The sequence below is a fragment of the Streptomyces sp. NBC_00224 genome, assembly GCF_041435195.1.
Classification (GTDB): Bacteria; Actinomycetota; Actinomycetes; order Streptomycetales; family Streptomycetaceae; genus Streptomyces.
The window spans coordinates 8,385,417-8,410,412 of record NZ_CP108106.1 but is presented as its reverse complement, the minus strand read 5'-3'; the positions used below and the strand labels follow the sequence as shown (position 1 = coordinate 8,410,412).

The following is a 24,996-nucleotide window of genomic DNA, read 5'->3' as shown; positions in this document are numbered from 1 at the left end:
TCGCTGACCGGTCTTTGCTCGGCGGGGACTTGTCCCGCGGACGCCGTGCCGAGAAGGTCCGCTGCCCCTGGTGTATCGCGCCGGGGGCAGCGGACTTTCTGCTTCACGGACCCGCGCCCAAGGCACCGGCCCCCTTTGGCTCCTGCGCGCGCCGCGACGAACGGGTTGTGCGGCTGCCCATCATGAGCGACCGTCAGGGCCCGGTCTTGAGCAGTCGGTACGGGTGGCCCGCACGCCGGTGCGCGCCGGTGCCGGAGGAGGCGCGATCGAGCCAACCGGCATGGTTCCGGCCGCTGTTCGTAGGGAGTTGTCCGCGAACTCCCCCGGAATTGTCCGTGATCGGTAACAGACGCATCCCCTGGCCGCCGTGCCTCGTCCTGCCAGGTGGTCGCAAGGTGACCGGGAATCGGCGAGGAACTGCGCGAAATGGGGCGGACATGGTGCGGCATGGCGGCGGGCGGGGCTGGTACGGCAAGGTGGCCGGGGCGGCGCTCGGGGTGACGATGCTCGCCACCGGCGCCTCGGTGTGGACCGCCCAGGCCGGTACCGGGGGCGACTCGTCACCAGAGGTGCCCGAGGTGACCGCACCGGCCACGCCGGGCAGTGACGTCAAGCCGGTCGCAGCGACCATCGCGCATGCCTCGGAGGCGGGGACGCGCGGCATCAACATCACCATCGACGACGGCCCCGACCCCGTGTGGACCCCTCAAGTGCTCGACCTGCTGCGCGAGTACGGGGTGAAGGCCACGTTCTGCATGGTGGGGACGCAGGCGCAGGCCCACCCGGACCTCGTAAAGAAAGTGGTCGCGGCCGGGCACCGGCTGTGCGACCACTCGGTGTCGCACAACACCGCCATGGACAAGAAGTCCCAGACCTACCAGTCGCAGCAGATACTCGACGCCGAACGCATGATCACCAAAGCGTCCGGGGGCGTACGGCCGATGTACTACCGGGCACCCGGCGGGGCTTTCACCCCCTACAGCCGCAACCTCGCCGCTTCCCGGGGCATGCGCCCGCTCGGCTGGAACGTCGACAGCAAGGACTTCGAGCGTCCGGGTACGGACGCTGTCGTCGCCACCGTCGAGCGAGAGCTGCCCAACGGACCGACGCTCCTCTTCCACGACGCGGGCGGCGACCGCACCCAGACCATCCAGGCCCTGCGCCGTCTCCTCCCCCGGCTCAAGCAGCAGGGCTACACCTTCGGTTTCCCGGTCCACTGAGCCCCGGCCATGGCCGGTACCAGCGTGCCGTACGCCCCCTTGCTCCGCCCCGGCTGGCTGCCGGGGCGGAGCAAGGGGGCGTACGGGGTCGGGCTCAGCAGATACTTGCGCGCCGGCGTCGGCGGAGCACGGCGGCCCCACCCGCGAGGACGAGTGCCGCGCCGGAACCGCCGGCAATCAGCGGGATGGAGGACGAGGCGTCGTCCGACTTGTGCTGGGGGCTGTAGCCGCTGGAGTACCCCTTCGTGTCGTACTCCGAGCCGGGCAGCTTGTCGGCGTAGCGAGCCTTGACCAGTTTCTGGTAGTCGCTGAGCGACACCGACGCCTGGCCGCCCAGTCCCTGCCGGGCCTGGTCGTTGAGCGGCTCGACGGTGGTGAGCTTGAGCTGGTACCAGCCGCGGATCTGCGGTTCGGTGAAGACCAGCGTGCCCAGGGTGGCCTTGCTGGCGTATGTGGCGTCGCTGTCACCGTCGCGCACGGCCGCCAGGTGCCAGCCGCCGCCCTGGGTGGGGGCGAGCATGACGGTGGCGTTGCGGCCGTTGACGGTGACGTTCAGCGAGGAGACAAGCTGCGTCAGCTTGACCGCCTCGGTGGGCAGTGGCTGGGAGGTACCCGCGACGAACCCGGGGGTGATCTCGTTCAGCGCCAACGGGTCCTTGATCGTGAAGGCCGGGAGGCCTTGGCACGGCTCGGCCGTCTCGGGGATCGTCTGCACCGGCCCACCGGTGCCGCCGCTGGGCACCGGGGTGCTCAGGAAGCGGCAGACGGCGTTGCGGACGTCGGCGGACTTCACCGCGTTGAGGGCGGCCTGGTAGTCGGGGATGTCGGCCGGGAGAGGGTCCTTGGCCGGGGCCGCGTGGGCGGGACCGACGACGGACAGTAATGCGGATGCGCTCAGTGCGAGGACGATGGACAGGCGGGAGAAGCGAGAGCCCGTCCGCTTGCTGAACGTTCTGGTGCCGCTGGTGCCGCTGGTGTCGCGCATGTCGCCTGCCTTAGCGGGAGATGCCGATGCGGGAATGGGTCCACTTGGACGAGCTGTTGCTCACGTAGTCGTTGTAGTTCCACCAGGTGTACGTGGCGGTGTCCGGCCACGGGTCGGCCACAGCGATCGTGGTGTTCGACGTGTCGAAGCCGTAGACCACGTTCATGTGGCCGCCGCCGGACGTCCACCCGATGCGGGCACCGATCGGCCGGGCCGCCTTGACGTCGGTGTACACCTGGTTGAACGTGGCCGCACTGCTCAGGCCCGAGCCGGGGTGGGTCATGCCGAGGCTGCTCCAGCCCTTGGCCATGTCGTCGAGTGTGGCGGGCTGGTTGTTGCAACCGTAGGCGGGCTGGGCCCGGTTGCAGAAGTCCGTCTGTGTGGAGCCGTAGCCCTGGAACTTGGCGATGGTCAGCCCGGAGGCGACCCAGCACCACTGGGTCTTCTCCTGCTTCAGCATGCCGATGGTGTCCTGACCCGCTTCCGCGTGAGCCGTGCCTCCCGCGACTGCGAGTGATCCCAAGGCGGCCAGCACGATGGCCGACGCCGTGGTTCCGTACCTGAATCTGCCCATGTTCCTGCCTTCCCCTGATGGGTGCGACGAGATGAGCGGGGCAATCTGACACGAATATGACAGCGCAACATGTCAAAGCCATATAGGGGCCGTGCGTGGATTTCACCCCAACTGATTATTTATCGGTTAATCGCGTAACTCGGGTGGCGGTCCTGGCTGGGAGAGTTGTTCCACCAGCTGGGCGGTGACCGACCCGGGCTCACCAACACGCACTCCCTGGGAGGCGGAACTCCTTGCCTGGCTTGGGCGGTCGGCCGCCCATCGATCACCGCTCTGCGGCGGCACACGGCGCCCGCCCATCGAGCTGTAGACCCGTTCACCCACCGAGTGTTTCCGCCATGCGGTCGCGCCGCGCGTCGCCAGCGCCAGCGCCAGCAGCCGGGCCGATGTCTGTGGCCGGAGAGGGACATGATGAGTGTTCAGGCACCCATCCCCGTTGTGCGAAGCGGTATTTCATGCCCTGCTCCAGAGGCCAGTACGGTCGGATTCATGGAGTGGAATTTTCAGACGGCCGAACAACTCGTGGCTGCCTTGCGCGCCGGTGAAGTGACCTCGGTGGAACTGACCGACCAGGCGATCGCCCGTATCGAGCGGGACGACAAGACGATCAACGCGATCTGCGTGCCGGACTTCGACCGTGCACGAGCTGCCGCACGCAGGGCCGACCAGGCGCGCGCCCGCGGTGAGGACCAGCCGCTGCTCGGCGTTCCGGTGACGGTCAAGGAGTCCTACAACGTCGCCGGGCTGCCCACGACCTGGGGCATGCCGCAATACCGGAACTACATGCCGGCCGAGGACGCGGTGCAGGTGTCGCGGCTCAAGGCCGCAGGCGCGGTGGTGCTCGGCAAGACCAACGTGCCCGTCGGACTGCAGGATGTGCAGAGCTTCAACGGGATCTACGGCACCACCAACAACCCGTGGGATCACGGTCGCACGCCGGGTGGATCCTCCGGCGGATCAGCGGCCGCCCTGGCGTCCGGATTCGGCGCGCTGTCCATCGGCTCCGACATCGCCGGTTCGTTGCGCACCCCCGCACATTTCTGCGGCGTCTACGCACACAAGCCGACACTCGGACTCGCGGCGAACCGCGGTATGGTCCCGCCGGACGCGCCGGCATTGCCGGTTGACCTTGACCTCGCCGTCGTCGGTCCGATGGCGCGCTCTGCCCGCGACCTCACACTTCTGCTCGACGTCATGGCCGGACCGGACCCGCTGACGTTCGGTGTGGCGCACGACGTGGCGCTGCCGCCCGCGCGCCACGAGCGGCTCTGCGACTTCCGGGTCCTGATCCTCGATGAGCATCCGCTCATACCGACCGGGTCCGCCGTGCGGGCGGGCCTGAACCGGGTGGCCGAGGCTCTTGCCGACAGCGGAGCCCGCGTCGAACGCCACACTCCGCTGCTGCCCGACCTGACCGAAGCCGCCCTGCTCTACACGCAGTTGCTGTTTTCGAGCGCCGTTGCGCGTTTTCCCATCGAAGCGTACGAGGAGTTGCGGACCCGCGCCGCCCAACTGAGCGCGGACGACCAGAGCCTCGATGCGACGCGGTTGCGCGCCATGGTCTTCAGCCACCACGACTGGATCGAGGCGAACAACCGTCGCGAGCTCCACCGCCACGGCTGGCGGCAGTTCTTCGCCGAGTTCGACGCCGTGGTGTGTCCCATCACCCCCACCCCCGCGTTCCCGCACGACCACAACCCCGATCCCAGGGAACGCAAGCTCGACATCGACGGCGTCGACCACCCGTACTTCGACCAGCTCGTCTGGGCCGGTCTGGCCACCATGCCCGGCCTACCCGCCACCGCGATACCTACAGGCAAGTCCCCCGAGGGCCTGCCGGTGGGAGTGCAGCTCATCGGTCCGATGTTCGAGGACCGCACCCCGCTGCGGCTGGCCGAACTGCTTGAGCAGAAGATCGGCGGCTTCCAGGTACCGGAGTAGGGCGTACTACCTGACGGGTGTCCGTCGCAGACCCACCGCCGCTGCCCGGCCTCCGCCGTGTCGGTGTCGCACGCCGCCACCAGGGGGCAGTCGGCCACCCTCGCCAGGGCCGACTCCCCCGCGGTGGCAGGGGCGCCAGGAGTGCCGGGAGCGTGGTGGAGCGCCGGGCAGGTCAGTTCGGATCCCGCGAGAGGGTGAGCCGCCCGCCTGGGGAGGCGCTGTTCCAAGCATCCGGATCCTGGAGGGGCCGGGTCAAGCAGCGGTGCCGCACCAAGTCCGATCGCTCGGCCGGAGTCAGCCTCCTCGGCCTGCCGAGGATGTCCCGGTCCGAGTCGGGGTCCTCATCGACGGCGAAGTGGAAGGCGGCGTCGGTGAGGTAGTCGCGGCGGAAGTCCATGTTCCACTGCGAGTTGGTGCCACAGGCCAGCGACCCGTCCAAGGTCTCCCGGTGACGGCGCATGAACACTTCGTGGAGCGGCGACTGGTCCGCGATGCCCGCGACCAGGTGCCGGGTGCCGGAGCGCACCGTCACACCGGTGCGGCTGAACAGCATCTCCCCGAACATCAGGCCCGGCCAGACCGTTCCGGTGATCTCGACCGGCGCCTGCGGATCGTCGTCCTGCTCGACGTGGACGACCTCGTGGAAGAACGGTTCGAACGCGACGTCAGCGATCGGGGCCATACCGAGCCGGGCGAAGGCAGCCAGGTACTGGTCACGGGTGATCTGCGGCCAGCACTCGGGCTCGTGGATGTCATGCGCCCAGAAGGTGTCAGAGCCCGGCGGCAACAGCGGCTGGAACTTGTAGATCAGTGCGTCGCTCACGCGGCTGAGCGCGTACGCCGTCTCCAGCGGATCGCCGGGCTCGTACTCGGTCCGCTTCCATCCGCCGAAAGCGGCCAGCGGCGCGAGGGCCTCCCGGACGGCGTCGGTGTGCTCGTCCAGCCACGGTTCGACAACCGCGAGGAAGACGTCCGCACCTTGGTACGTCTCCAGGGCGTGGAAAAGTCGGCGGACGCGCAGTGCGGGGATCATGCAATGCAGCGTAGGCAGACCCGCCCGTGTGGTCGAACTGGGTTTCCCGCGAGACGGTGTCAAGCCAGCACTTCCGCCAGGGATTGGCCAGCCCTTCCACAGTCAAAGCGGCGCCCAGTGCGTCGGCGCCTCAGCCGAACTTGACGCTGTGGGGAGCACCGGAAATCGTGAAGTCACGAGCCTGTCGGGGAGGCAGGCCCGGGGACAGCGGCTCCTCGCAGCCCCGGTCCGCGTACAGGATCGCCGTGGAGCTCGTGCCGTTGTCCACGTGCTTCGCCCCGCTGACCAGCAGGAAACATTCCCCGCTCATGGGGTTGCTGATCGACAGTTCCTCATTGTCCACGTTGACGTAGGTGAAGGTGCCAAAAGCGGCACCGGCTGAATCAGGCAGTGTCATGACGAGCGCGAGAGCGCCGAAGACAGCGACGGCGGTACGGCGAAGACGCATGGAGGGCCCCTCAGTTGCCAGAGTTGGAACCCTGGCAGCATGACCCGACCCGTACCCACTGACTGGAACAGCCGGCGTGCACCACCCGATAGAGGCTTACTGAAACGATAATCCCTACGCCAAGTGGGTGCCCCGCCCCGAACAACGCCGCGCGGGGGCGGAACGCGTCGCCTCGTCCCGCTCGCGCGCGGTCAGCCCAGCAAACCCTTCAGCAGGCCGCTCACCAACCCGGTGAGGCCTCCGACAACACCGGTGAGGGTACTGACCAGGCCACTCACCAGGCCCGTGACCGCACCGAGCGGGTTCGAGCCCCCGTCGGCCGCAGGCGCGGCGTCGTCCGGCACCACCCCGTCGGGGGCGAGGCGAGTCGGTGCCGTGGCCCCGTCGGCGGTCGCCGTGGTGACCGCGCCGGCGTCCGGCCGCTGGGCCTCCGGAGTGGGTGTGGAGACGGAGGAGTACGTCATCGCCCGTACATGAGAAAGGGTGGTGGCGGTTGCCGTGTGCTGAGCGGCGCCGAGGGCGATCGTGCCGACGACGGCTGTCGTCAGGAGGAAGCGGGACCTGCGGGAGGCACCCATGGACGTACTCCTTCGAGCCGAGGGATGTTTCGATCACCCTGAGTCGGCCCTGCGGCCTTCGCAATCGGGAGCCATCCCGGCACGCGTGTCCGCCATAAGGGGCAGGCAGACACCCCAATGCGCTGGCAGCACACCGGATTCACCCCACTGCCGGCACCCGTCCGGCCCTCCGAGACATCCTCCGAACAGAGCAGGCCATCCGAGGGGACGAGGTTCCGTCAGCCCCCGGCCCCCTCCTCGTCCACATGCGCCAACAACCGTTCCAGCCGCGCCGGGGTAGGAATTCAGCTTGCCGGTGCCGTGCAACCACGCTGCAAACGACTCAGACGACCACGACCCGGCGCCCGCGCGTGTGACCGGCATGGCTGTCTATGTGCGCCGCCGCGGCCTCGGCGAGCGTGTACGACTTCTCGACCGGGATGTGGAGCTTCCCCCGCGATATGAGGTCGGCGGCCTCGGTGAGCGCTTCCGGCATACTCCCGGCCGCACCGGAGAATCGGGCGCCGTGCTCCGGCGCAGCGAGGTCGGCGATGGAGATCACCTTCTGCGGATCCCCGGTCAGCTCGACGAGCTCGCCGATCACCCCCGACCCGGCCAGATCGAGAGCTGCGTCGACATGGCCGAGCTGCCGCACCCGCTCGGCCCAGCCCTCGCCGTACGTCGTGGCGACGGCACCCAGGCTGCGCAGATAGTCCTGGTTCGCGGCCCCAGCCGTGCCGATCACCGTGATGCCGCGGTCGCGGGCGATCTGCAGCACCGCCGATCCGACTCCCCCGGACGCACCGCTGGCCAGCAGCGTCTGCCCGGACCGCACACCGGCCTGGCGGATGATGCGCAGCGCGGTCTCCACCACGGAGGGGTAGCCGGCTGCCTCCTCGAACGTCAGGCCCTCGGGCATACGGGCCCAGGCCGACAGCACGGCGAACTCGGCATAGGTGCTTGAGCCTTCACCGAAGACGCGGTCGCCGACCTCGACCCCTTCGACACCCTCACCGACCTCGTCCACCACCCCGGAGGCGTCCAGCCCGACTCCGGCGGGCAACTCGATCGGATGGACCTTCTGGAACTGGCCTTCACGGATCCTCCAGTCGACGGGGTTCACGCCCGCCGCCCGCACGGCGATGCGTACCTGGCCGGGGCCCGCGTGGGGCTCCTCGGCGTCTATGAGTTGCAGAACGTCCGGACCGCCGAACTCGGCGAAGCTCACTTTCCTCATGCGGCCGACCGTAACACTAACCGTTAGGGTTTAGAAACGGTTCTGTTTTTGTATCTGATAGTGTCAGGGCATGACCGTGCCGCCCGGACGCCGTGAGCGCAAGAAAGCCGCGACCCGCCAGAAGATCGCTGACACCGCCCTGCGGCTCTTCCTGGAACGCGGGTACGACGCGGTGGGCATCCGTGACGTGGCCGCTGAGGCCGACGTGGCCGTCACCACGCTCTTCTCCCACTTCGCCTCGAAAGAGGCCCTGGTGTTCGAGCAGGACGAAGACTTCGAGCAACGCCTCACGCAGGCGGTCACCGGCCGGGCGCCGCACGAGCCGCTCATCCCTGCGCTGCGCCGCGAGATCCAGGCCCTGGTGCGCCATTGCACGGCGGACAGCGCCGCCCCGATCTGGCGCATGATCGACGAATCACCCGCCCTGCGGGAGTACGAGGAGTCGATGAGGCTGCGCCATGCGGAGACACTGGCGACGGCCATCGCCGCCGATCCCGACCTGCCACAGACCACAACGGCCTGCCGAACGATCGCGAGGTTCGTGATCGACGCCTATTCGCTGGCCCGTGAGGCGGCCGATCCGGAGGCCGCGGTGGACGAGATCTTCCAGATGATCGAGGCGGCCTGGGAAGTCGCCTGCCCTTCTCGACGTGCGTGAGGAACTTGTTCCTCCAGGCAGGACAGGGACCCCATCCCTCCCGTCGCGGTCCCGGCCGGTTCGCGCACCGGCACCACGACATCTGCCCAGCCGGCCCGCCAGACCGTCACTGACCCACCGTGCGGCTCGAAAAAGGTGAGGCAGAGCCCGATCGCCTCCGTCGCTATCAAGGTTCGAGACCGCCTGAGGGCCGTGGAATTGGCGGGCGACGCCTTCTGACCCAGAGCGACAGGACCACCGAACACACCGCGGCGAACGCGCACCACGTGGAGATGTACTCCTGCCGCCACAGCGCGAAGGACACCGCTGCCCCGACGGCAACCAGGACGCCGAACAGGACGAGGCCCCGGTCGCCGGACAGGAGCAGGGAGCCGATGGTGGCGAGGAGGTAGCCGATGACGATCAGCTCCGGCTGCGGCAGCCCCAGGGAGTACCCGACGGTGTGCCCACGGATCTCGGCCGTCACGGGGCGGGTCGCCAGCGCGTAGGTGAGCGCCGCCGCCGTCGCGACTCCCGCCGCCAGGGGAATGATCAGGCGGCGACGGGCGCTCGGCGGCGCGGCGCACAGCACGGCCGCCGGTACCCACAGCGCCAGCAGCGGGAGCGCGATGACAGCCCAGGCGACAGTGGCGGGCCCGGTGCCGCCGCCGTTGTGCCAGACCGCGGCCTCGATGATCTGGTGACCCCCCAGGAGGAGAGGCAGCGCGGCCAGCGGCAGGTCACGGGGGCGGCGGGCCGCCAAGGTCACCGAAGCGGCCCCCACAGCCATAATGCCCACGCCCGCAATGAGGTCGGCCGTCGCACTCCAGCACATGACAGCAACGCTACGGCCGCCCTGGTGAGGTAGCGCGCCGGACACTCCTTCGCGGCTACGCCCAACATCCCGGTGCACGGCGCAGCTGATGTCTCTAGCCACGAGGCGTCACCCATTCGACTTACCATTACAAGATTACAATGCGGTGGACCGCGGTCCACCGCAGGGAGGGGACGGGAGCCGATGAGCCTTCGTCAGTTCGAGTACGCCCTGGCCGTTGCCGAGGAGGGCTCGGTGACGGCGGCGGCGGAGCTGCTGCACGTCGCTCAGCCGTCGGTGTCCCAGCAGATCCGCGGCCTGGAGCGGGAGCTCGGCGTAAAGCTGTTCACCCGCACGCCGACCGGACTGGTGCCCACCGTGGTCGGCCGTGCGTTCCTGCGGGAGGCGGAGGTCGCGGTGAGCGCGGCGCGGCGGGCGAGGGCCACGGCGCGGGCCGGTGCCGATGAACTGGTGGGCGAGTTGGTGGTCGCGGCGCAGATGGGCCTGGGCACACGGCAGTTGCCGGGGGCGCTGGGCGCGTTGCGCCGCCGCTTCCCGCGGCTGGAGGTCACCGTCTTTGAGGAGCCGAACCCCGCCGAGTTGGAGCGGATGGCGCGCGGCGGTGTGCTGGACCTCGCCCTGATGGCCGGGCCGTGCGAGGAAGGCCTGTACGACGGCCACCACCTCGGCGACGAGGAGTTCGTCGTGGTGCTGGGGGCCGGGCACCCGCGGCTCGCCGCGGACCGGGTCGAGCTGAGCGAACTGGAGCGGGAGCCGTGGGTGAGGTTCGACCACAACAGCGCGCTCGACGGCGTGCTGCGCGAGGTGCTGCGGGACAACGAGCTGACCCCGACCACGGTCGCCCGTGTATCCCAGGCGGCGACGGCCGTGCGGTGGGCCGCCCACGGGCTGGGGGTGACGCTCGTCCCGGCCTCCGCGGTGCCCCACGGTCACGAGCATCTCGCGCGCCCGGTGTTCCCGGTCGTGTCCCAGCCCGTCGTCGCCGCCGTCCGGCCCGGCGCGGGCCCGGCGGAGACAGCCCTGCTCGAACTTCTGCGTAAAGAGACCTGGTACAAATCCGCCTCCTTCTCACCGGTGTCCTGACGGCCGAGAAGGAGGCGGGCGCCGCTTGATTCTCTTTTCGAAACCGGCGTTCCGGAATGCTGTCGGCGTCAACCCCTGGGGAATTCGCCGCCGTCCACGACGAGATTGCTCCCGGTCAGCCAGCTCGCCCGGTCGGATATGAGGAACAGCACCGCGTGGGCGATGTCGTCGGGCTGACCGTCGCGCCCCAGCGGCACGGTGGTGTTGTTCTGGCCCTGCGCCGGGTCCAGGCGCGCCCACTGCTCCCGCGTTGCTTCGCCGCCGGGCGTGGCGACTCTGCCGGGAGTCACGGTGTTGACCCGGATCCCGAACGGGGCCAACTCCGAGGCCAGTCCCCGGCTGTAGTTCTCCAGCGCCGCCTTCGCCGCCGTGTAGTGCAGGAAAGGTGGCGGCGTGAGAGGCACCGCGGCCGAGGAGACGTGCACGATCACCCCCGAACGCCGTTCCCGCATCCCCGCTACCAGCAGCGAGTCCAGCCGTACCGACGCCAGGAAGTTCAAGTCCAGCGCCTCCTGCCACTCCTCGTCGGGAATCGCCGAAGCACCCTTGTACGGCTGCGCCCCACCCGCGTTGTGGACCAGGACGTCCACCCCGCCGAGCACGTCCCGCGCGGCCGCGGCGAGCGCCTCCGCTCCAGCCCGTGTCCGTACATCGGCCTCCACGAAGGTGGCGCCCTCCGGCACCGTGCTCGTCGCCGACCTGGCGGTCGTGAGCACCTCGGCGCCCGCGTCCAGGAGTTGGCGCACGACGGCCGCTCCGATTCCGCGAGAACCACCTGTTACCAGGGCTCGCTTTCCCGCGAGTTCCCGCGTTCCCGATCCGCTTTTCTCAATCGTGGCCATGCCACCGGTCCCCTCAATCGCATGTTCGTCCGCTCGACGGAAAAAAATCGACGTGCACAGAGCGCGATTCTTCGGAGAAATCGCGGTGAGCGCCTCGTCCATCGAGTTGTTTGACGGTACGTCCGGAAAAGAACAAGAGGCAAAGACGAAATGTCAGCAGGTGCTATAGGGAGTTCCTATGGCACTCCCGTGCCCGGACCGGCCCTGTCAGGTCAAGGCAGCGAGCCAGGCGAAGTGTGCCTGTCACCCCGGGAGTTCCATTCAGCGGCTCCGGCCGCGTCGCCCTGGTCGGCGAGGCACTCCGCGTAGCGCCGCAGTATGCGCACATGCCGACGCACGCCGAGTTCACCGTACGAGGCCCGCAGTGAGTGCCGGCTGCGGGTGAGGAGGGCGTCGGCCGACTCGGCGGCCGTGCGGCGCCAGAACACCGCGAGGGACGGCTCTCCGCGGCCGATCTCGATGTCCGCGAGTGCCGCCGCGGCTCGCGGGTCCCCGCGGTCCGCGGTCTCGTGGAACCAGACTTCGGCCTCCTCTGTCCTGCCCGTCTCCAGCAACATGCGGGCGAGCCCGAGGACCGTGTCGGACACCCCCTGGTCCTGGGACTCACCCGGCCAGGGCCGGTACGCGGCCGGGGAGTCCTGCATGAGTGCCCGCGCGCGCTCGGCTCCGCGCCGGTACCACCGCAGCGCCTCGTCCGTGTCCCCCCGGTTCTTCAGCAGGTGCGCCAGGTTCTCGATGGCCCCGGGGTGACCGACAACGGCCCCCTGCCGGTTCCAGTGCTCTGCCTGGGTGAGGTCCCCGCGTTGTTCCCACAGGTACCCGAGGTTGGCCATGGCCACCGCCTCACCGAGTCCCGCGGCCCGGCGCAGCCAGGTCTCGGCCTCGTCCTGCCGACCCAGGGCGGAAAGGGCGACGCCGAGATCCACCATGGCGGACGCGTCGCCCTGGGATGCGGCCTCCCGCAACCAGCGCTCCTCCCCCGTAAAGTCTCCCGATCCGTGCAAGCAGCGCGCGAGAGCCCACATCGCGGTGTTGTCGCCCAGGTCGATCGCACGGCGGAACCAGCTCGCGCCCTCAGCGTGGTCTCCGCGACGGGTGCAGGACCAGCCGAGCCAGTGCATCGCCCGCAGGTCTCCCGCGTCAGCGGCCCTGCGCCATGCTCGCCGTGCCAGTTCGGTCCTGCCCTCGGCGTCCGCGACGAGCCCGATGTCGCTCCCGGCGTACGGCGAGGCGTGCGCCAGGAGCGTGCTCCACGTGCCTTCGTCGTCAAGCAGGGGACGCACGAGGCTCCGGGCCGCCGAGTAGGAGTGCTGGAGAAGGATGTCGGAGACCTTGAAGCCCTCCACGACACCCGGCGTGGTGGCCGATCTGCGGAGCGCGCTGATCCTTCCCTCGATCGGGTTCTCGGCCCACGCGATCGCGTCGGACAGCCACTGGGCCGACAGCGGGACACGCGCCTGCGCCGACAGTGCCCTCATGGCCAGTGCTTCCAGCACCTCCATCGGCACGACTTCGGGATGACCGCACCGGCGGGCGACGACGGCGGCCGTGAGGACCGCTTGGCCGTGGCGGTCGCCCGAGTCGAGCGTCCAGCGTTCGATCAGCTCCGGGGCGCCCGCCAGGGTCGCGGTGATCCGCTCGTCCTCCGCGCCGCGCAGCGCGACCTCGATACGGGGGTCGATCGCGGCCAGGGCCTGGGCCCGGGTCCGCTCCTCGGCCGAAAGGCGACTGTCGACGTGGAAGCGCATGGCGCGTTCCGTCGCCTCACCACGCGGGGACCAGCGCGCCAGCATTTTGATCACCTCGCGGGCGTGACGGCGGCCGATCGCGTCCGAGCCTTCGGGGGCTTCGGTCGACGGCTCGGTGGAGTGCAGCAATCTGTCCAGCTCCTCGGTGCGGATGGTGGCGGCCATCAGGACGGGGCCGTGCCGACCCGCGACCAACTGCCGTACCGATGGGGCCGTCAGCGCCTCGTCACCGAAGAAGTTCTGGAACTCATCGAGCCAGACGACGGACTGCGCCAGATCGACGCCCTCCCGGACCAGGGCGTTGAGCTGCGCACCCGTCTCTATATGGGGCAACCCCCAGAGGGGGACCTCGGCGCACAGCGCCTCGTACAGGCAACGGGTCTTGCCCGCCGCCGCCTCACCCACCAGCACCACGAGCCCGCCGGTCCGGGTGTGTGCCCTGATCCATGCACGGATGTCGGAGTCGATCCGGCGCGGAATGTATTCCGGCAGGCTGCTCGACAAACCCGGGTCGGCGTCCCTCGGCAGGGGGATCGCCGTGTGAATGCTCAACGCCATGCGCTCGCGGGAGTCGACGACCCGTTGTGCCGGGCCGAGGAGCGCGTTCCTCGCGGCGGACCGGCGTACGACTCGTTCGACGGGCTCGGCCAGCCGTGTTCCCAGAGCCTCCACGGCCCTCTTCCCGGTGATGGCCGCACACGCGACGACCGCACCCACGGTGGCCGCCGCCCAGGTCGGCCCCGGGAACCGCCCGGCGGCGAACACCACCGAGGCCGCTGCCAGCACGGCACCCGCGGCGACCGCCCCAGCCGCCGTCCACAGGTCGTAGCGCCGATCCCCCATAGAACGAGGATGCCGCACTTGGGGCCCGGCCGTGGCCGCCGCCGACATGCAGATCGCTGCCCTGCCCTGGGAACAGCCGCGTACGCGCAATACGAACGCTCGCCCACACAGCCTCAGATGTCCCGTGGCCTCACCGTCATCCGGATCCCGTCCCGTGCCCACAGCACGAACCGTTCCACCGGCGTCACCTCGTGCCCAGGCTCGGGCCGGAAGCGAAGGCGCTTGAGCAGGACGGCCAGGACGAGCTGGGCCTCGACCGTGGCCAGGGCGGCGCCCTCGCAGCTGCGCGGCCCGATCCCGAAGGGGACGTACGCGAGCCGCGGCCGCTTGGCCACCTCCTGCGGCGTGAACCGCTCGGGGTCGAACCGCTCCGGCTCGGGCCAGTGCTCGGGGTTCAGGTGCACCGCCCAGAACGGATAGAACACCGTCGTCCCGGCGGGGATCTCGTACGGGCCCAGGGCCAGGTCCTCGGTCGTCTCGCGCGCGCCGTACGGGCCGGGCGGGAACAGGCGCATCGACTCCTTGAGCACCATGTCCAGATACGTGAGCCGCCGCAGGTCGCCGTAGTCGGGCGCGGCGCGCTCGCCGAGCACCTGGTCCAGTTCGGCCGCGACGCGGTCGGCCGCGTCGGGGTGGCGGCCCAGCAGGTGCAGCGTCCACGCGACGGCGACGCCGGTGGTGTGGTGGGCGGCGAGCAGCGTCACCATCACGGTGTCCCGGATCCGCGCCGAGCTCTCCCCGGCCTCGACGAGCGCCCCGATCAGGTCGCTGCGGTCGGCGCGGCCGTCCGAGCGGTGCGCCGCCACCACACGGTCGACCGTCGCGCGCAGATACGCGAGGGCTTCATCGGCCCGCTCCGCCGAGCGCGGGTCGGTCCGTGGCACCTGGTAGAGCCGCCCGAGGTGCTCGGTGAGCACCGCCTCGAACGCGGCGACGACGCGGTCCGCGTCCGTGCCGGCGTCCGCGCCGCCGAGCGCGAACCCGCAGATCATGCGGAGCGACAGCGCGGTCAACTCTTTCTGCAGCTCGACGGGTTCGCCGTCCACCTGCCCGGCCCAGCGCTCCGCGAGCTCCCGCGCCGGCTCCGTGAAGCGCGTGAAGTGCCGCTCGTGGGCCGGACGTCCGGCGAGCACCGAGAGCAGCAGCCGACGCCAGGGCGTGTGCTCGTCGGCGGGGAGCACTTGCAGGTTGCCCGCCTCGCACAACGGGTCCAGGAACGCGAACAGCTCCTCGGGCCGCTTGTCCAGGTGCGCCGCGGCCTCCAGGAGCACTGGGTCGGCGACCGACACGGCCGTGTCCGCGCCCGGCAGTTGGAAGCGCACGACCGGTCCGTACGCGTCGTGCAGGCGCAATTGGTACCGGTGCAGCCCGCCCGCGGCCGCGACGGCGCCCAGCCCGCCATCCTCCTGGTGCTCGGGTCCGGGGATGCGCATGACGGTGCCTCCTGTCCGGGGGACCTGCCCACGGGTTTTCCGAAGGCTCCTCAACTGGCCCTTGTCGCCGGCTGTTTCCCCCGTCCCCGCTTCCTACCCCACGGTCCAGCCGGCGGGACGATTCCTCGTCAGATCCTCCGGGCGCCGTAGAAGCTGCCGAGGTAGCTCATCTTCTCGTAGCGGACAAAGGCACCGGGCTTCGGGGCGTGCAGCACCATGCCGTTGCCCGCGTAGATGCCGACGTGCAGAAGGTTGTTGAAGAAGACCAGGTCGCCGGGGGCGAGGTCGTTGAAGCTGACCGAGCTGCCGTCGTTGATCTGCGTGTACGTGACCCGCGATATGTGGACGTTCACCTGGGCGAAGGCCCACTGGGTCAGACCCGAGCAGTCGTAGGACTCAGGGCCTTCGTGGCCGGACTGGTACGGCTTGCCGATCTGCGTCGCGGCGGCCTGCAGGGCGGCGTAGCCGCGCCCGGACCCCGGCTTCTCGTGGCCCAGGTTCACGCGCTCGCCGGCGCCGCGGCTGGCTCGGCTCTCGTCCTGCTTGAGCTTGGCGCGCTCGGCGGTGGTGAGGGTGTTCAGGAGCTTCTGCGCCTCGGCGAGCTTGCCCTGGAAGGCCCTTTTCCTCTCGCCGGCCGTCTTGCGGACGTCCGCGAGGTCGGCGAGCTTGCGGGCGGCCTCGGCGCGCTTCTGCGCCAGGGCCCGCTGCTTGGACTGGATGGTCTCAAGGGCCTGCGCCTGCCTGGCGCCCAACTGGTCGACCGCGGACGCCTTGTCGAGGTAGCTGTCCGGGTCGGCGGAGAGGAAGAGCGAAACGGACGGGTCCAGGCCGCCGGAGCGGTACTGGGCGCTGGCGAGCGAACCGATGCCGTTACGCAGGACGTTGAGCTCGCTCTGCCCGCGGGCCACCTGGTCCTGGAGGGCCGTCACCTCCTTCTGGAGGGCGGTCTGCTTCTCGTTGGCCCCGTTGTACTCTTCGGTGGCCTTCTCCGCCTGGTGGTAGAGCTCGTCGACCTTCGACTTCACCTCGTCCTTGCTCGGCTTGGCAGGCGCGGCGTTGGCGGCCTGGGAGCTGAGCGCGACGGCCGCGGCGGCGGTGGCGGTGAACACGGTGACACGGGCGCGGCTCGGATGCTTGGGACGACGGTGGGACCCCACGGAGGGCAGCTCCTTCTTCCTCAGAGCCGCCGAACTACGCAGACATGGCGGCCCCTTCGCCGACACCCCGAATGGGTGATCCATCGCGCGAAGGTTCGAGACATGACTTTAGTGACCAAGTTGTGATCGGTTCAAATCCTCATGAGAAAAATCTGCCTCACGAAGCACAGTTTTTACACACATCGCACACACGGCACGGGGGCGCCAACGGCAGTCCTCACTCAAGGGCGTGGTGGGGCATCAGCGTGTGACGACAGGCGGGGTTGCCGAGGTCGGGGTTGCCGAGGGCGGGACACACCCGCCGTCTATCGCCACCGGGCGGGCACAGGGCATCGTGTGGCCCGTGAGCGACATTGCCCTCTACTTCCCGTACGCCAACCTGCCCGGCGACGCGTGGGTCAAGGCCGCGGCCTTGCACTGGCCACAGCTCGGGCGCATCGTTCCGGTCGGGTACCGGCACCTGCGGGACTCCGACACGGTCAAGCGGCTTCGGGACGAGCTCGACTTCCTCGTGGATGTGAGGCCCGACCGGGGCCGGATCCGCGGGTCCTGGGTGAGTGGCGACGTCTTGACGAGAGTGGACCCGCACTTCCTCCCGCGGGATCCGTGGCCAAGTACCGAGGATCAGATCGACGCGCTGTTCTTCGACTTCCTCAGCCGGTACCAGGACGAACTCATCCCGCGGTACGGCGCCCACGCACTCGGGATCGAGTCCCTGCGCACCCGGGACGTGTACGACGAACTCCTGCCGGTCGACAGCCGGTTGGAGGAGGTGCATCCGACGAAGCTCTCCTACGACCTGACGGTACGGCTGGCGGAAGCCGGGCTGCTGGTTTCGCAGAACTACCAGTGGCGCCGCGCAGACGACGGAAGAGTCCTCGACGTACACACCTTTGCGGTGCACCGAAGCCTGGCCCGCGTCTACTTGACGATCCTCGCGGACGTGGTGGCGAGGGAGAACGGAATGACCCCGGTGACCGACCAGGCGCTGACCTGTGCCGCCACCTCGGGCTGGACCATCGACGCCATGGCGTACGCCCTGCTCGCCGACGAGACCGGGACGACGGCGGAGGGACGAACCGACGCCCATCAGACGTTCGCCGTGCTGGCCCTGCAGTCCGTCCTCCCCCGCGATATCGCCGAGGTCCCGGTAGAGCGGATCATCGAGGCACGGCGACGCCTGCTGCCGGAGCTGATGCGGTTTCGCGCGTTCCTCGACTCACTCGCGCCGGACTTCGTCGAGATCAGTGGGGTGCGGGATCCCGAGGTGAGAGCGGCCAGGCTGCGCAACCATGTGGAGAGGAGCATCGCGCAACCGATCGAGACGATGGAGCGTGAACTCGGGCGGCTCGGCATGCAACCCGCCCGAGCCGTGCTGAGCCTTCAAACGCTCGTGCCACCGACGGCGCTGGGCGTACTGGCCGACACCGCGAACCTGCCGTCCGCCGTCACCGGGGCGGGTGTGGTCGCCGGGTGCCTCGTCGGAGCGACGCAGAGCGCACTCGACCAGCGCAGACAGGCCCTCGCGGGCCACCCCGCCGGATATCTGCTGAACCTGCGCCACGAACTGGGCCCCTCGGAGACCGTCGCGCAGATCCGCTCCGCGATGCGACGAGCCGCACCCCGGCGGCAACGCGGACGGTGGGCCGGACTCCGCGGACGCCTCGGGCACTGAACGCCGGGTGCGTCGTACGGGCGCACGTCGTACGCGGCGATGATGCGCTCCTCGTACGCTTGTCCTGTGCCAGCCTCAACCCCTCTGCGACGCGTCGCCGTCCTCGTGCTCGAAGGCGCGAAGCCGCTCGACGTCGGCATTCCCGCGCAGGTGTTCACGACCCGCGCGAGCATGCCGTACGAGGTGCGGGTCTGCGGGGCGGAGCCCGGACTCGTGACCGGCGGTGACGGCCTGTCATACGCCGTCGCCCACGGCCTCGACGCGCTCGCGTGGGCCGACCTCGTCTTCGTCCCCGGATACCGCTTTCCCGGCCGCGAGGACCCGCCGCGGGCCGTCCTCGACGCGCTGGTCGCCGCCCACGGCCGGGGCGCGCGGCTCGCCGCGATCTCCACGGGTGCCTTCGCGCTCGCCGCCACGGGCCTGCTCGACGGCAGGCGCGCCACCACGCACTGGCACTACACACGGGCACTCGCCGAAAAACACCCCCGCGTACGGGTGGACGCGAACGTCCTGTTCGTGGACGAGGGCAGTGTGCTGACCTCCGCCGGTGCCGCCTCCGGCATCGACCTGTGCCTGCACATCCTGCGCGGCGACCTCGGTGTGTCCGCGTCCAACCACGCGGCCCGGCGCCTGGTCGCGGCGCCCTACCGCAGCGGTGGGCAGGCACAGTACGTGCCGCGCAGCGTGCCCGAACCACTGGGCGAACGGTTCGCCGCCACCCGCGAGTGGGCACTGCACCGCCTCGACGAACCCCTCACCCTGGAGGCGCTGGCCCGGCACGCGGCGGTGTCCGCGCGCACCTTCTCCCGGCGCTTCGTCGAGGACACCGGGTACACGCCGATGCAGTGGGTCATGCGCGCCCGTATCGACATGGCCCGTGAGCTGCTGGAGCGTTCGGAGCGCAGTGTGGAGCAGATCGCGACGGATGTGGGGCTGGGGACGGGAGCGAATCTGCGGCTGCATTTCCAGCGGGTGCTGGGGACTACGCCGACGGAGTACCGGCGGACGTTCGCGCGCGGGGAGTGAGCGCCGGTCTGCATACGGGTCGCTCGGCGCGGGGCGACTCGCGCCCCTGCCGCAACGCCCCGCCACCCCTTGGCGAGATCCTTTCGAACCATGGCGCTCACGCCTCTGCCGCCGCCGGGCGTCCCACGCGAGTCTGGAGGCGAACCGAAGGGACATCACTCATGACTCGCATCGCCATCAACGGATTCGGCCGCATCGGACGCAACGTGCTGCGCGCGCTGCTCGAACGCGACAGTGATCTGGAGGTCGTCGCCGTGAACGACCTCACCGAGCCCGCCGCCCTCGCGCGGCTGCTCGCCTTCGACTCGACGGCCGGCCGGCTCGGGCGGCCGGTGACCGTGGACGGGGACACGCTCGTCGTCGACGGCCGCCGCATCAAGGTGCTCGCCGAGCGCGACCCGGCCGACCTGCCCTGGGCCGAGCTGGGCGTCGACCTCGTCCTGGAGGCGACGGGCCGCTTCACCTCGGCGAAGGCCGCCCGTGCCCACCTGGACGCGGGCGCGAAGAAGGTCCTGGTCAGCGCGCCCTCGGAGGGCGCCGACGTCACCCTCGCGTTCGGGGTCAACAACGACGCGTACGACCACGAGGCGCACACGATCGTCTCGAACGCCTCCTGCACCACGAACGCGCTCGCGCCGTTGGCCTCGGTGCTCGACGAACTCGCCGGGATCGAGCACGGGTTCATGACGACCGTGCACGCGTACACCCAGGAGCAGAACCTCCAGGACGGCCCGCACCGCGACCCCCGCCGCGCCCGCGCCGCCGGGGTCAACATCGTGCCGACCACGACGGGCGCGGCCAAGGCGATCGGTCATGTCCTGCCCAACCTCGACGGCAAGCTGTCCGGCGACTCGATCCGGGTGCCCGTGCCGGTGGGCTCGATCGTCGAGCTCAACACGACCGTCGAGCGTGACGTGACGCTCGACGACGTGCTGGCCGCCTACCGCGCGGCGGCGCAGGGGCCGCTCGCGGGCGTACTGGAGTACTCGGAGGACGCGCTGGTGTCCTCCGACATCACGGGCAACCCGGCCTCGTCCATCTTCGACTCGGCCCTCACCCGGGTGGACGGCCGCCATGTCAAGGTGGTCGCCTGGTACGACAACGAGTGGGGTTTCTCCAACCGGGTGATCGACACACTGGAGCTGCTCGCGGGGCGGTGACAGCCGGGCGCGGGTCATCCCTTGGCCACGGTCCCCGCTCCCCCTGAGTTGACGAAGTGGCGAACCCCCGTTCGCTCACCGCTTGGTGATCACCATGGTCGGACCGCCAAACCGGCTCCGATACAGGTCATGGACCAACCGCCGTTCAGGGACGGACGCCGGGGCCGGACGGCCAAGCGTGCTCATCGCGCCCTTCGGCTTGGGGTGAAGACGTAGAGGTCGAGGATGTCGGGGCAGGGCGCGATGCCGGGGCCGCCGGCCTGGACCCAGGCGGCGATGTCGTCCGTGGCGGCGGGATCGTTGACCAGACCGAGCCAGACCGGGCGGGCACCGGCGACGCGTGCTGCACGAGAGGGCTGGACCACGATCACGTTGGCCTGTTCGCAGACGTCGAGGCAGGCGGAGACACGTACGGGCGCGCTCTCGGCAAGGCGCGCCTTCTGCTGCGCGTGGTCGACTCCGGGCACCTTCGGGCTCCCGCAGCAGCAGTCCCTGCACACCACGATCCGGCACGGTGCCGAGTCGGCTGGGGTGTGTCCGGCGCCGCCTTCTGGTCGCTGCTCCGACATGACCGCTCACGCTCCTCCTCCGGGGAGATCCGCCCCGGTTTCGTCAAGGAGGCGACGACGTGAGTCTCCTGGCTCTCGGGTCGCCGCTCACCCCGTCCTTCCCGCCCGTGTCCGGGCAGTGGTCTGTTCGGGGTTCGCTCGCCGATCACAGTGGCGGGACCGCGCCGGAATTCCACCGGCTTCCTCGTTCCGCGTCGCCTTGTCGTCGGGCATCGTCGCACGTCGGACGGCTGCGCGTCACCACCGTCCCGCAGGGGTGGACGATCCGAACGGTGCCGGGTCCGGCTCCGACTCCTGGTCCGGCTCGGGGAGTTGCGCTGCCGCGCGACCGGGGAGCAGCAGCGGGGTTGCCAGCAGGAGCACACCGGCCAGGCCGATGGCCGTACGCGGGCCGAGCAGGGTGCCCAGTACGCCCCAGAGGGCCGTCAGGAGCGCGGTCGAGGCCTTGGTCGTCACCGCCCAGGCGGACAATGTGCGGGCGACGCGGTCGGTCGCGGTGCGTTCGAGGCGGTAGGTGGCGTAGACGGGGTTGAAGACTCCGCAGCAGAAGATGAGCCCGAGCTCGACGCCCATCACCAGCAGCAGCCCTCCGGTGCCCGAGCCCAGGAAGGCCAGGCCGACGGGCCAGATCGCGCGTAGCGCCCCGACCACGACCAGGACCTGGTGCTGCCCGAACCGGGTGACAAGCGGTCGGGCCAGCTGTGAACCGAGCAGTCCGGCGATCGAAGGTGCGGCGAAGGCGAGGCCGTACTGCCACGGTGCGAAGCCGAGTCGGCCGAGCATCAGGACGGCCAGCAGTGGCTGGACGGCCATCACCAGGCCGTTGAACAAGGCGGTGTTGAGGAGCAGTGGACGCAGTGTCGCGTCGGCGAGGATGTACCGCCAACCGTCGAGCAGGTCCCCGGCCCGCATGCGTGTGGCCTCCAGGCGCTCGGGCCGCGGCTCGTGCCCGCCTGTCGCGCGGATGCCCAGCGCCGAGAGCAGGTAGCTGACCGCATCGGCCACCACCGTCGCCACCGGACCGAGGAGCCCGATCGCCGCGCCGCCCAACGGCGGTCCGATGATCGTGGTCGTCCAGGCCGTGGACTCGAATCGGGCGTTGGCGACGAGCAGGTCCTCGGCCGCCAGCAGCGTCTTCAGGTACGCGCCGGAGGCGGCGCGGAAGGTGATGTCGGCCGCCGCGACGACGATGGAGACCAGCAGGAGCTGGAGGAAGGTGAGCACGCCCAGCGCGTACGCGGCGGGGATCGTCAGCAGCGCCGCGAACCGCACCAGGTCCATCGCGATCAGCACCGGCCTCTTGCGGCGGAACTCCACCCATGGGCCGAGCGGCACCGCCACGGCCGCGCCCACCGCAGCCCCCACGGAGGAGAGCGCGGCGACCTCGGCCGGTCCGGCGTGCAGTACCTGGATGGCGATCAGCGGGAACGCGCCGAAGGCCAGCCATGTGCCGAGCGCGCTGGTCCCATACGCTCCCCAGAGCCAGCCGAACCGCCTCCCCAGCTGGTGTCCGGGCAGATGTCCCAGCCGGTGCCCGATCCTCATGCCCGCCGCCCCTCGCCACTCACCCGCACAACCGATCCGCGATCGGAAGCATCAAAGCGAGCATCACGCCCGGGGATCAAACAACCACAGGCCCGTTTCGCCACAACCAATGGTTGTACCCGTAGGGTGTCGACATGGACCTCGACACCGTCCGGACCTTCGTCGTCGCCGCCGACGCAGGGCAGTTCCAGGAGGCCGCCGCCGAGCTGGCGGTCACCCAGCAAGCCGTCTCCAAGCGCATCGCCGCGCTGGAGCGCAACCTCGGAGTGCGGCTGTTCACCCGCACCGCGCGCGGCGCCGAGCTCACCATCGACGGGCAGGCGTTCCTGCCCCACGCGCGCGAGCTGCTGCGCGTCGCCGAGCGCGCGGTCACGTCCGTGCGCCCCGGCCGCCGTCCGCTACGCATCGACGTGATCGCCTCGCGCGTCGCGCCGTCAGGCCTGATGCGCGGCTTCCATCGCGCACACCCCGAGATCGACCTCGACGTGGTGATGTTGTTCGACATCGAGACGGCCGTCGCCGCCATCCGCTCCGGTGCGATCGACGCGTCCTTCCGCGCCGTCGCCGCGCCCGGCCGACCCCTTCCCGAGGACATCGAGTCCGTCCGGGTGCTCGACGAGCCGCTCCAGCTCCTCACCGGCCCCGCCCACGCACTGGCGGGCGCCCGGTCGGTGCCCCTCGCCCAGCTCGCCGGACACCGGATCTGGATGCCCGGCCTCGTCCCCGGTACCGAGTGGGGCGCCTACTACGACGACCTCGTCGCCGAGTTCGGCCTCACCATCGAGGCGACCGGCCCCAACTTCGGCTCCGACGCGCTCCTCGACACCATCGCCGACACCCCGGCCCTGGCCACCTTCATGGGCGAGCACACCCGCCTCGTCTGGCCCGCCGACCACGGCCTGCGCCGCATCCCGGTGACCGACCCGACGCCCGTCTACCCGCACTCGCTCCTGTGGCACCGCGACAACCCCCACCCAGCGCTGGACGCCCTCCGCGCCCACCTCGCCACCACAGCGGCCGGCCACGACACCGCCGGGACCTGGGCGCCAGGCTGGGTGATTCCGCGCTGAACGCCCCCGCGCCGACCCGTCGGCCACCTGTCGAGTGTGAGTGACATCAGTCAGTCACCTCTAGTAGCCTAACGAGTACTCTCCGTGCCCGACCGTGAGATGGTGCGGTGAGCGAGCATCGAAAGGCATCACCACATGAGGATTCTGTCCCGTACTTGCGCTGTGGCCGTCGCGGGCCTCGTGGCGGCCGTCACCGTCACCACGTCCGCGGCCCCCGTGTCAGCCACCCCCACGACCGCCACCGGCACAGCGGCCGCCGCCCGCGCGGAGTGCCGCGGCATCGGTACGTCATTCACCGACAAGATGATCCCCGGCGAGTGCCTGCGCAACGGCGGCTACCGGCTGGAGATGCAGTACGACGGCAACCTCGTCCTCTACTCGGGCTCCCGTGCCTGCTGGGCGAGCGGCACGAACGGCACCGACGGCGTGTATGCCAAGTTCTCCGGTGACTGGAAGCCCGACTCCCCGTATATGACGCTGGATTCGCAGTTCGGTGAGCTCAGGAAGTACCGGGGCAAGTACACCGGGCTCCACAAGACCGGCGACGTCAGCCTCAACGGCAAGGGTGAGGTGTGGATCGCGTACGGGAAGATGGTCGGCTGCTGAATCCGGCCGCATGACGCCCGACCTCTGGAGCACGAAGGTGGACATCCACATGAGACACACCATCGCCCGTGTGGCGGCCACAGTTGTCGTCACGATCAGCGCACTGGTCGGATCCCAGGCTGGGGCCATGGCGACTGCCACGACCGGGCAGAGCGCCGGCGAACCCCGGCACAGCACGACGACCGCAGTCGTGATCGCAGCCGACGCGTGCGTCGCCAACGAGAACCTGGGTGAGATCGCGACCAACTTCATCTCCCGCTGCCGCATGGGCTCCATCCGGCAGGAGTTCCCCGGCCAGCACTACGGCGACACCCTGGAGTACATCAAGGGCTGCGGCGAGAGGTCCTGCAAGACGGCCTGGAAGCTCCTGAACGACAACCGCTTCAAGAAGTAGGCTCCAGGCATGAGTGTCTACGTCGCCGTCCTGCTGTGCGAGGCAACGAGCACGGCCGAAGACCATGCTCCGCTCTACCAGGAGAACTTCGTCCTGCTGACGGCACAGGACGAGGAGGAGGCCCGCGGCAAGGCGCTTGCGCACGGCAAGCGCCTGGAAACGAGCTACGAAAACGACCTCGGGGAAACCATCACCTGGAGACTCCGTCACGTGGTGGATGTGAACGAAGCCCTCGACAGCGACCTCGGTGACGGATCCGAGTTGTACAGCAGACACTTCAGGAACTACGACGCCTACCGGTCCTTCGAACCCCTGCTGTCGGGAGAGGAACTCTAGGGCTCGCTGGGCACTTGGGCCGTGCCCGGCCGGGACCGTAGG

The 24,996-nt window shown here is 69.9% G+C and carries 24 protein-coding genes and 1 riboswitch; of the genes, 11 read left to right on the top strand and 13 right to left on the bottom strand.

Annotated elements, in window-relative coordinates; all coding sequences use genetic code 11:
- Positions 1-437: 437 nt before the first annotated feature.
- A complete protein-coding gene (locus OG965_RS37610) occupies positions 438-1,220 on the top strand; it encodes a polysaccharide deacetylase family protein (RefSeq protein WP_371656567.1) in 783 nt (260 codons plus the stop codon).
- A 94-nt stretch (positions 1,221-1,314) separates the two neighbouring features.
- Here OG965_RS37610 and OG965_RS37605 read toward each other — a convergent pair whose 3' ends face one another.
- Together OG965_RS37605 and OG965_RS37600 are read right to left on the bottom strand one after the other, a co-directional pair.
- The gene (locus tag OG965_RS37605) at positions 1,315-2,205 is read right to left on the bottom strand and encodes a hypothetical protein (RefSeq protein ID WP_371656566.1); all 891 of its coding nucleotides are present in this window, start codon (positions 2,203-2,205) and stop codon (positions 1,315-1,317) included.
- A gap of 10 nt (positions 2,206-2,215) precedes the next feature.
- Positions 2,216-2,779, bottom strand: coding sequence for a papain-like cysteine protease family protein (locus tag OG965_RS37600; protein WP_371656565.1), 564 nt, complete (start codon positions 2,777-2,779; stop codon positions 2,216-2,218).
- Positions 2,780-3,268: 489 nt separating this feature from the next.
- On the opposite strand from OG965_RS37600, the gene OG965_RS37595 reads away from it, so the two are divergent.
- The gene (locus OG965_RS37595) at positions 3,269-4,720 is read left to right on the top strand and encodes an amidase (RefSeq protein ID WP_371657165.1); all 1,452 of its coding nucleotides are present in this window, start codon (positions 3,269-3,271) and stop codon (positions 4,718-4,720) included.
- Positions 4,721-4,892: 172 nt separating this feature from the next.
- Here the strand turns inward: OG965_RS37595 and OG965_RS37590 are convergent, their stop codons facing one another.
- From OG965_RS37590 to OG965_RS37575, 4 genes are all read right to left on the bottom strand, one after another.
- Positions 4,893-5,753 (bottom strand): hypothetical protein, encoded by an 861-nt coding sequence (locus OG965_RS37590; RefSeq protein WP_371656564.1) that lies wholly within the window; start codon positions 5,751-5,753, stop codon positions 4,893-4,895.
- A gap of 130 nt (positions 5,754-5,883) precedes the next feature.
- Positions 5,884-6,201 carry a hypothetical protein gene (locus tag OG965_RS37585; RefSeq protein ID WP_371656563.1) on the bottom strand — a complete coding sequence of 106 codons (318 nt, stop codon included), beginning with the start codon at positions 6,199-6,201 and terminating at the stop codon, positions 5,884-5,886.
- A gap of 191 nt (positions 6,202-6,392) precedes the next feature.
- Positions 6,393-6,779: a hypothetical protein gene (locus tag OG965_RS37580; RefSeq protein ID WP_371656562.1), complete on the bottom strand. Its 387-nt coding sequence runs from the start codon at positions 6,777-6,779 to the stop codon at positions 6,393-6,395.
- A 322-nt stretch (positions 6,780-7,101) separates the two neighbouring features.
- A complete protein-coding gene (locus OG965_RS37575) occupies positions 7,102-7,995 on the bottom strand; it encodes an NADP-dependent oxidoreductase (RefSeq protein ID WP_371656561.1) in 894 nt (297 codons plus the stop codon).
- A gap of 70 nt (positions 7,996-8,065) precedes the next feature.
- Between OG965_RS37575 and OG965_RS37570 the strand changes: the two genes are divergently transcribed.
- Positions 8,066-8,653: a TetR/AcrR family transcriptional regulator gene (locus tag OG965_RS37570; protein WP_371656560.1), complete on the top strand. Its 588-nt coding sequence runs from the start codon at positions 8,066-8,068 to the stop codon at positions 8,651-8,653.
- Positions 8,654-8,819: 166 nt separating this feature from the next.
- Here OG965_RS37570 and OG965_RS37565 read toward each other — a convergent pair whose 3' ends face one another.
- Positions 8,820-9,467 (bottom strand): DUF6629 family protein, encoded by a 648-nt coding sequence (locus OG965_RS37565; RefSeq protein ID WP_371656559.1) that lies wholly within the window; start codon positions 9,465-9,467, stop codon positions 8,820-8,822.
- A gap of 183 nt (positions 9,468-9,650) precedes the next feature.
- On the opposite strand from OG965_RS37565, the gene OG965_RS37560 reads away from it, so the two are divergent.
- Complete coding sequence (locus OG965_RS37560; RefSeq protein WP_371656558.1) at positions 9,651-10,550, top strand: LysR family transcriptional regulator; 900 nt, start codon at positions 9,651-9,653, stop codon at positions 10,548-10,550.
- Positions 10,551-10,618: 68 nt separating this feature from the next.
- Here the strand turns inward: OG965_RS37560 and OG965_RS37555 are convergent, their stop codons facing one another.
- The 4 genes from OG965_RS37555 to OG965_RS37540 form a co-directional block, all read right to left on the bottom strand.
- The gene (locus OG965_RS37555; protein WP_371656557.1) at positions 10,619-11,392 is read right to left on the bottom strand and encodes an SDR family oxidoreductase; all 774 of its coding nucleotides are present in this window, start codon (positions 11,390-11,392) and stop codon (positions 10,619-10,621) included.
- Positions 11,393-11,604: 212 nt separating this feature from the next.
- Positions 11,605-13,983 (bottom strand): tetratricopeptide repeat protein, encoded by a 2,379-nt coding sequence (locus OG965_RS37550; protein ID WP_371656556.1) that lies wholly within the window; start codon positions 13,981-13,983, stop codon positions 11,605-11,607.
- A gap of 113 nt (positions 13,984-14,096) precedes the next feature.
- Positions 14,097-15,416, bottom strand: a complete 1,320-nt coding sequence (locus OG965_RS37545; protein WP_371656555.1) for a cytochrome P450 — start codon at positions 15,414-15,416, stop codon at positions 14,097-14,099.
- Between the two features lie 128 nt (positions 15,417-15,544).
- On the bottom strand, positions 15,545-16,573 hold the full coding sequence (locus OG965_RS37540; protein ID WP_371656554.1) for an NlpC/P60 family protein: 1,029 nt from the start codon (positions 16,571-16,573) through the stop codon (positions 15,545-15,547).
- Between the two features lie 343 nt (positions 16,574-16,916).
- Between OG965_RS37540 and OG965_RS37535 the strand changes: the two genes are divergently transcribed.
- The 3 genes from OG965_RS37535 to gap all read left to right on the top strand — a co-directional run bounded on the left by OG965_RS37535 (position 16,917) and on the right by gap (position 20,434).
- The gene (locus tag OG965_RS37535) at positions 16,917-18,248 is read left to right on the top strand and encodes a DUF6236 family protein (protein ID WP_371656553.1); all 1,332 of its coding nucleotides are present in this window, start codon (positions 16,917-16,919) and stop codon (positions 18,246-18,248) included.
- Positions 18,249-18,290: 42 nt separating this feature from the next.
- Positions 18,291-19,274 carry a GlxA family transcriptional regulator gene (locus OG965_RS37530; protein WP_371656552.1) on the top strand — a complete coding sequence of 328 codons (984 nt, stop codon included), beginning with the start codon at positions 18,291-18,293 and terminating at the stop codon, positions 19,272-19,274.
- A 161-nt stretch (positions 19,275-19,435) separates the two neighbouring features.
- Positions 19,436-20,434 (top strand): type I glyceraldehyde-3-phosphate dehydrogenase, encoded by a 999-nt coding sequence (gene gap, locus OG965_RS37525; protein ID WP_371656551.1) that lies wholly within the window; start codon positions 19,436-19,438, stop codon positions 20,432-20,434.
- A gap of 182 nt (positions 20,435-20,616) precedes the next feature.
- On the opposite strand, the gene OG965_RS37520 is transcribed toward gap, so the two are convergent.
- Both OG965_RS37520 and OG965_RS37515 read right to left on the bottom strand, forming a co-directional pair.
- Positions 20,617-21,003, bottom strand: a complete 387-nt coding sequence (locus OG965_RS37520) for a (2Fe-2S) ferredoxin domain-containing protein (RefSeq protein WP_371656550.1) — start codon at positions 21,001-21,003, stop codon at positions 20,617-20,619.
- A gap of 40 nt (positions 21,004-21,043) precedes the next feature.
- Positions 21,044-21,243, bottom strand: a riboswitch (cobalamin riboswitch).
- Positions 21,241-22,548: an MFS transporter gene (locus OG965_RS37515; protein ID WP_371656549.1), complete on the bottom strand. Its 1,308-nt coding sequence runs from the start codon at positions 22,546-22,548 to the stop codon at positions 21,241-21,243. It overlaps the preceding riboswitch by 3 nt.
- 134 nt (positions 22,549-22,682) lie before the next feature.
- Here OG965_RS37515 and OG965_RS37510 point away from each other — a divergent pair, with 134 nt between their 5' ends.
- From OG965_RS37510 to OG965_RS37495, 4 genes are all read left to right on the top strand, one after another.
- A complete protein-coding gene (locus OG965_RS37510) occupies positions 22,683-23,618 on the top strand; it encodes a LysR family transcriptional regulator (protein WP_371656548.1) in 936 nt (311 codons plus the stop codon).
- A 135-nt stretch (positions 23,619-23,753) separates the two neighbouring features.
- A complete protein-coding gene (locus OG965_RS37505; RefSeq protein WP_371656547.1) occupies positions 23,754-24,224 on the top strand; it encodes a hypothetical protein in 471 nt (156 codons plus the stop codon).
- A 127-nt stretch (positions 24,225-24,351) separates the two neighbouring features.
- Complete coding sequence (locus OG965_RS37500) at positions 24,352-24,618, top strand: hypothetical protein (protein WP_371656546.1); 267 nt, start codon at positions 24,352-24,354, stop codon at positions 24,616-24,618.
- A 9-nt stretch (positions 24,619-24,627) separates the two neighbouring features.
- Positions 24,628-24,954 carry a DUF4288 domain-containing protein gene (locus OG965_RS37495; protein WP_371656545.1) on the top strand — a complete coding sequence of 109 codons (327 nt, stop codon included), beginning with the start codon at positions 24,628-24,630 and terminating at the stop codon, positions 24,952-24,954.
- The last annotated feature ends 42 nt before the right edge of the window (positions 24,955-24,996 follow it).

What these genes read in the sequence shown, in the direction of transcription:
- OG965_RS37610 (WP_371656567.1), top strand. Translation starts at nt 438, where the DNA reads ATGGTGCGGCATGGCGGCGGGCGGGGCTGGTACGGCAAGGTGGCCGGG.
- OG965_RS37605 (WP_371656566.1), bottom strand. Translation starts at nt 2,205, where the DNA reads ATGCGCGACACCAGCGGCACCAGCGGCACCAGAACGTTCAGCAAGCGG.
- OG965_RS37600 (WP_371656565.1), bottom strand. Translation starts at nt 2,779, where the DNA reads ATGGGCAGATTCAGGTACGGAACCACGGCGTCGGCCATCGTGCTGGCC.
- OG965_RS37595 (WP_371657165.1), top strand. Translation starts at nt 3,269, where the DNA reads ATGGAGTGGAATTTTCAGACGGCCGAACAACTCGTGGCTGCCTTGCGC.
- OG965_RS37590 (WP_371656564.1), bottom strand. Translation starts at nt 5,753, where the DNA reads ATGATCCCCGCACTGCGCGTCCGCCGACTTTTCCACGCCCTGGAGACG.
- OG965_RS37585 (WP_371656563.1), bottom strand. Translation starts at nt 6,201, where the DNA reads ATGCGTCTTCGCCGTACCGCCGTCGCTGTCTTCGGCGCTCTCGCGCTC.
- OG965_RS37580 (WP_371656562.1), bottom strand. Translation starts at nt 6,779, where the DNA reads ATGGGTGCCTCCCGCAGGTCCCGCTTCCTCCTGACGACAGCCGTCGTC.
- OG965_RS37575 (WP_371656561.1), bottom strand. Translation starts at nt 7,995, where the DNA reads ATGAGGAAAGTGAGCTTCGCCGAGTTCGGCGGTCCGGACGTTCTGCAA.
- OG965_RS37570 (WP_371656560.1), top strand. Translation starts at nt 8,066, where the DNA reads ATGACCGTGCCGCCCGGACGCCGTGAGCGCAAGAAAGCCGCGACCCGC.
- OG965_RS37565 (WP_371656559.1), bottom strand. Translation starts at nt 9,467, where the DNA reads ATGTGCTGGAGTGCGACGGCCGACCTCATTGCGGGCGTGGGCATTATG.
- OG965_RS37560 (WP_371656558.1), top strand. Translation starts at nt 9,651, where the DNA reads ATGAGCCTTCGTCAGTTCGAGTACGCCCTGGCCGTTGCCGAGGAGGGC.
- OG965_RS37555 (WP_371656557.1), bottom strand. Translation starts at nt 11,392, where the DNA reads ATGGCCACGATTGAGAAAAGCGGATCGGGAACGCGGGAACTCGCGGGA.
- OG965_RS37550 (WP_371656556.1), bottom strand. Translation starts at nt 13,983, where the DNA reads ATGGGGGATCGGCGCTACGACCTGTGGACGGCGGCTGGGGCGGTCGCC.
- OG965_RS37545 (WP_371656555.1), bottom strand. Translation starts at nt 15,416, where the DNA reads ATGCGCATCCCCGGACCCGAGCACCAGGAGGATGGCGGGCTGGGCGCC.
- OG965_RS37530 (WP_371656552.1), top strand. Translation starts at nt 18,291, where the DNA reads ATGCGCTCCTCGTACGCTTGTCCTGTGCCAGCCTCAACCCCTCTGCGA.
- gap (WP_371656551.1), top strand. Translation starts at nt 19,436, where the DNA reads ATGACTCGCATCGCCATCAACGGATTCGGCCGCATCGGACGCAACGTG.
- OG965_RS37520 (WP_371656550.1), bottom strand. Translation starts at nt 21,003, where the DNA reads ATGTCGGAGCAGCGACCAGAAGGCGGCGCCGGACACACCCCAGCCGAC.
- OG965_RS37515 (WP_371656549.1), bottom strand. Translation starts at nt 22,548, where the DNA reads ATGAGGATCGGGCACCGGCTGGGACATCTGCCCGGACACCAGCTGGGG.
- OG965_RS37510 (WP_371656548.1), top strand. Translation starts at nt 22,683, where the DNA reads ATGGACCTCGACACCGTCCGGACCTTCGTCGTCGCCGCCGACGCAGGG.
- OG965_RS37505 (WP_371656547.1), top strand. Translation starts at nt 23,754, where the DNA reads ATGAGGATTCTGTCCCGTACTTGCGCTGTGGCCGTCGCGGGCCTCGTG.
- OG965_RS37500 (WP_371656546.1), top strand. Translation starts at nt 24,352, where the DNA reads ATGGCGACTGCCACGACCGGGCAGAGCGCCGGCGAACCCCGGCACAGC.
- OG965_RS37495 (WP_371656545.1), top strand. Translation starts at nt 24,628, where the DNA reads ATGAGTGTCTACGTCGCCGTCCTGCTGTGCGAGGCAACGAGCACGGCC.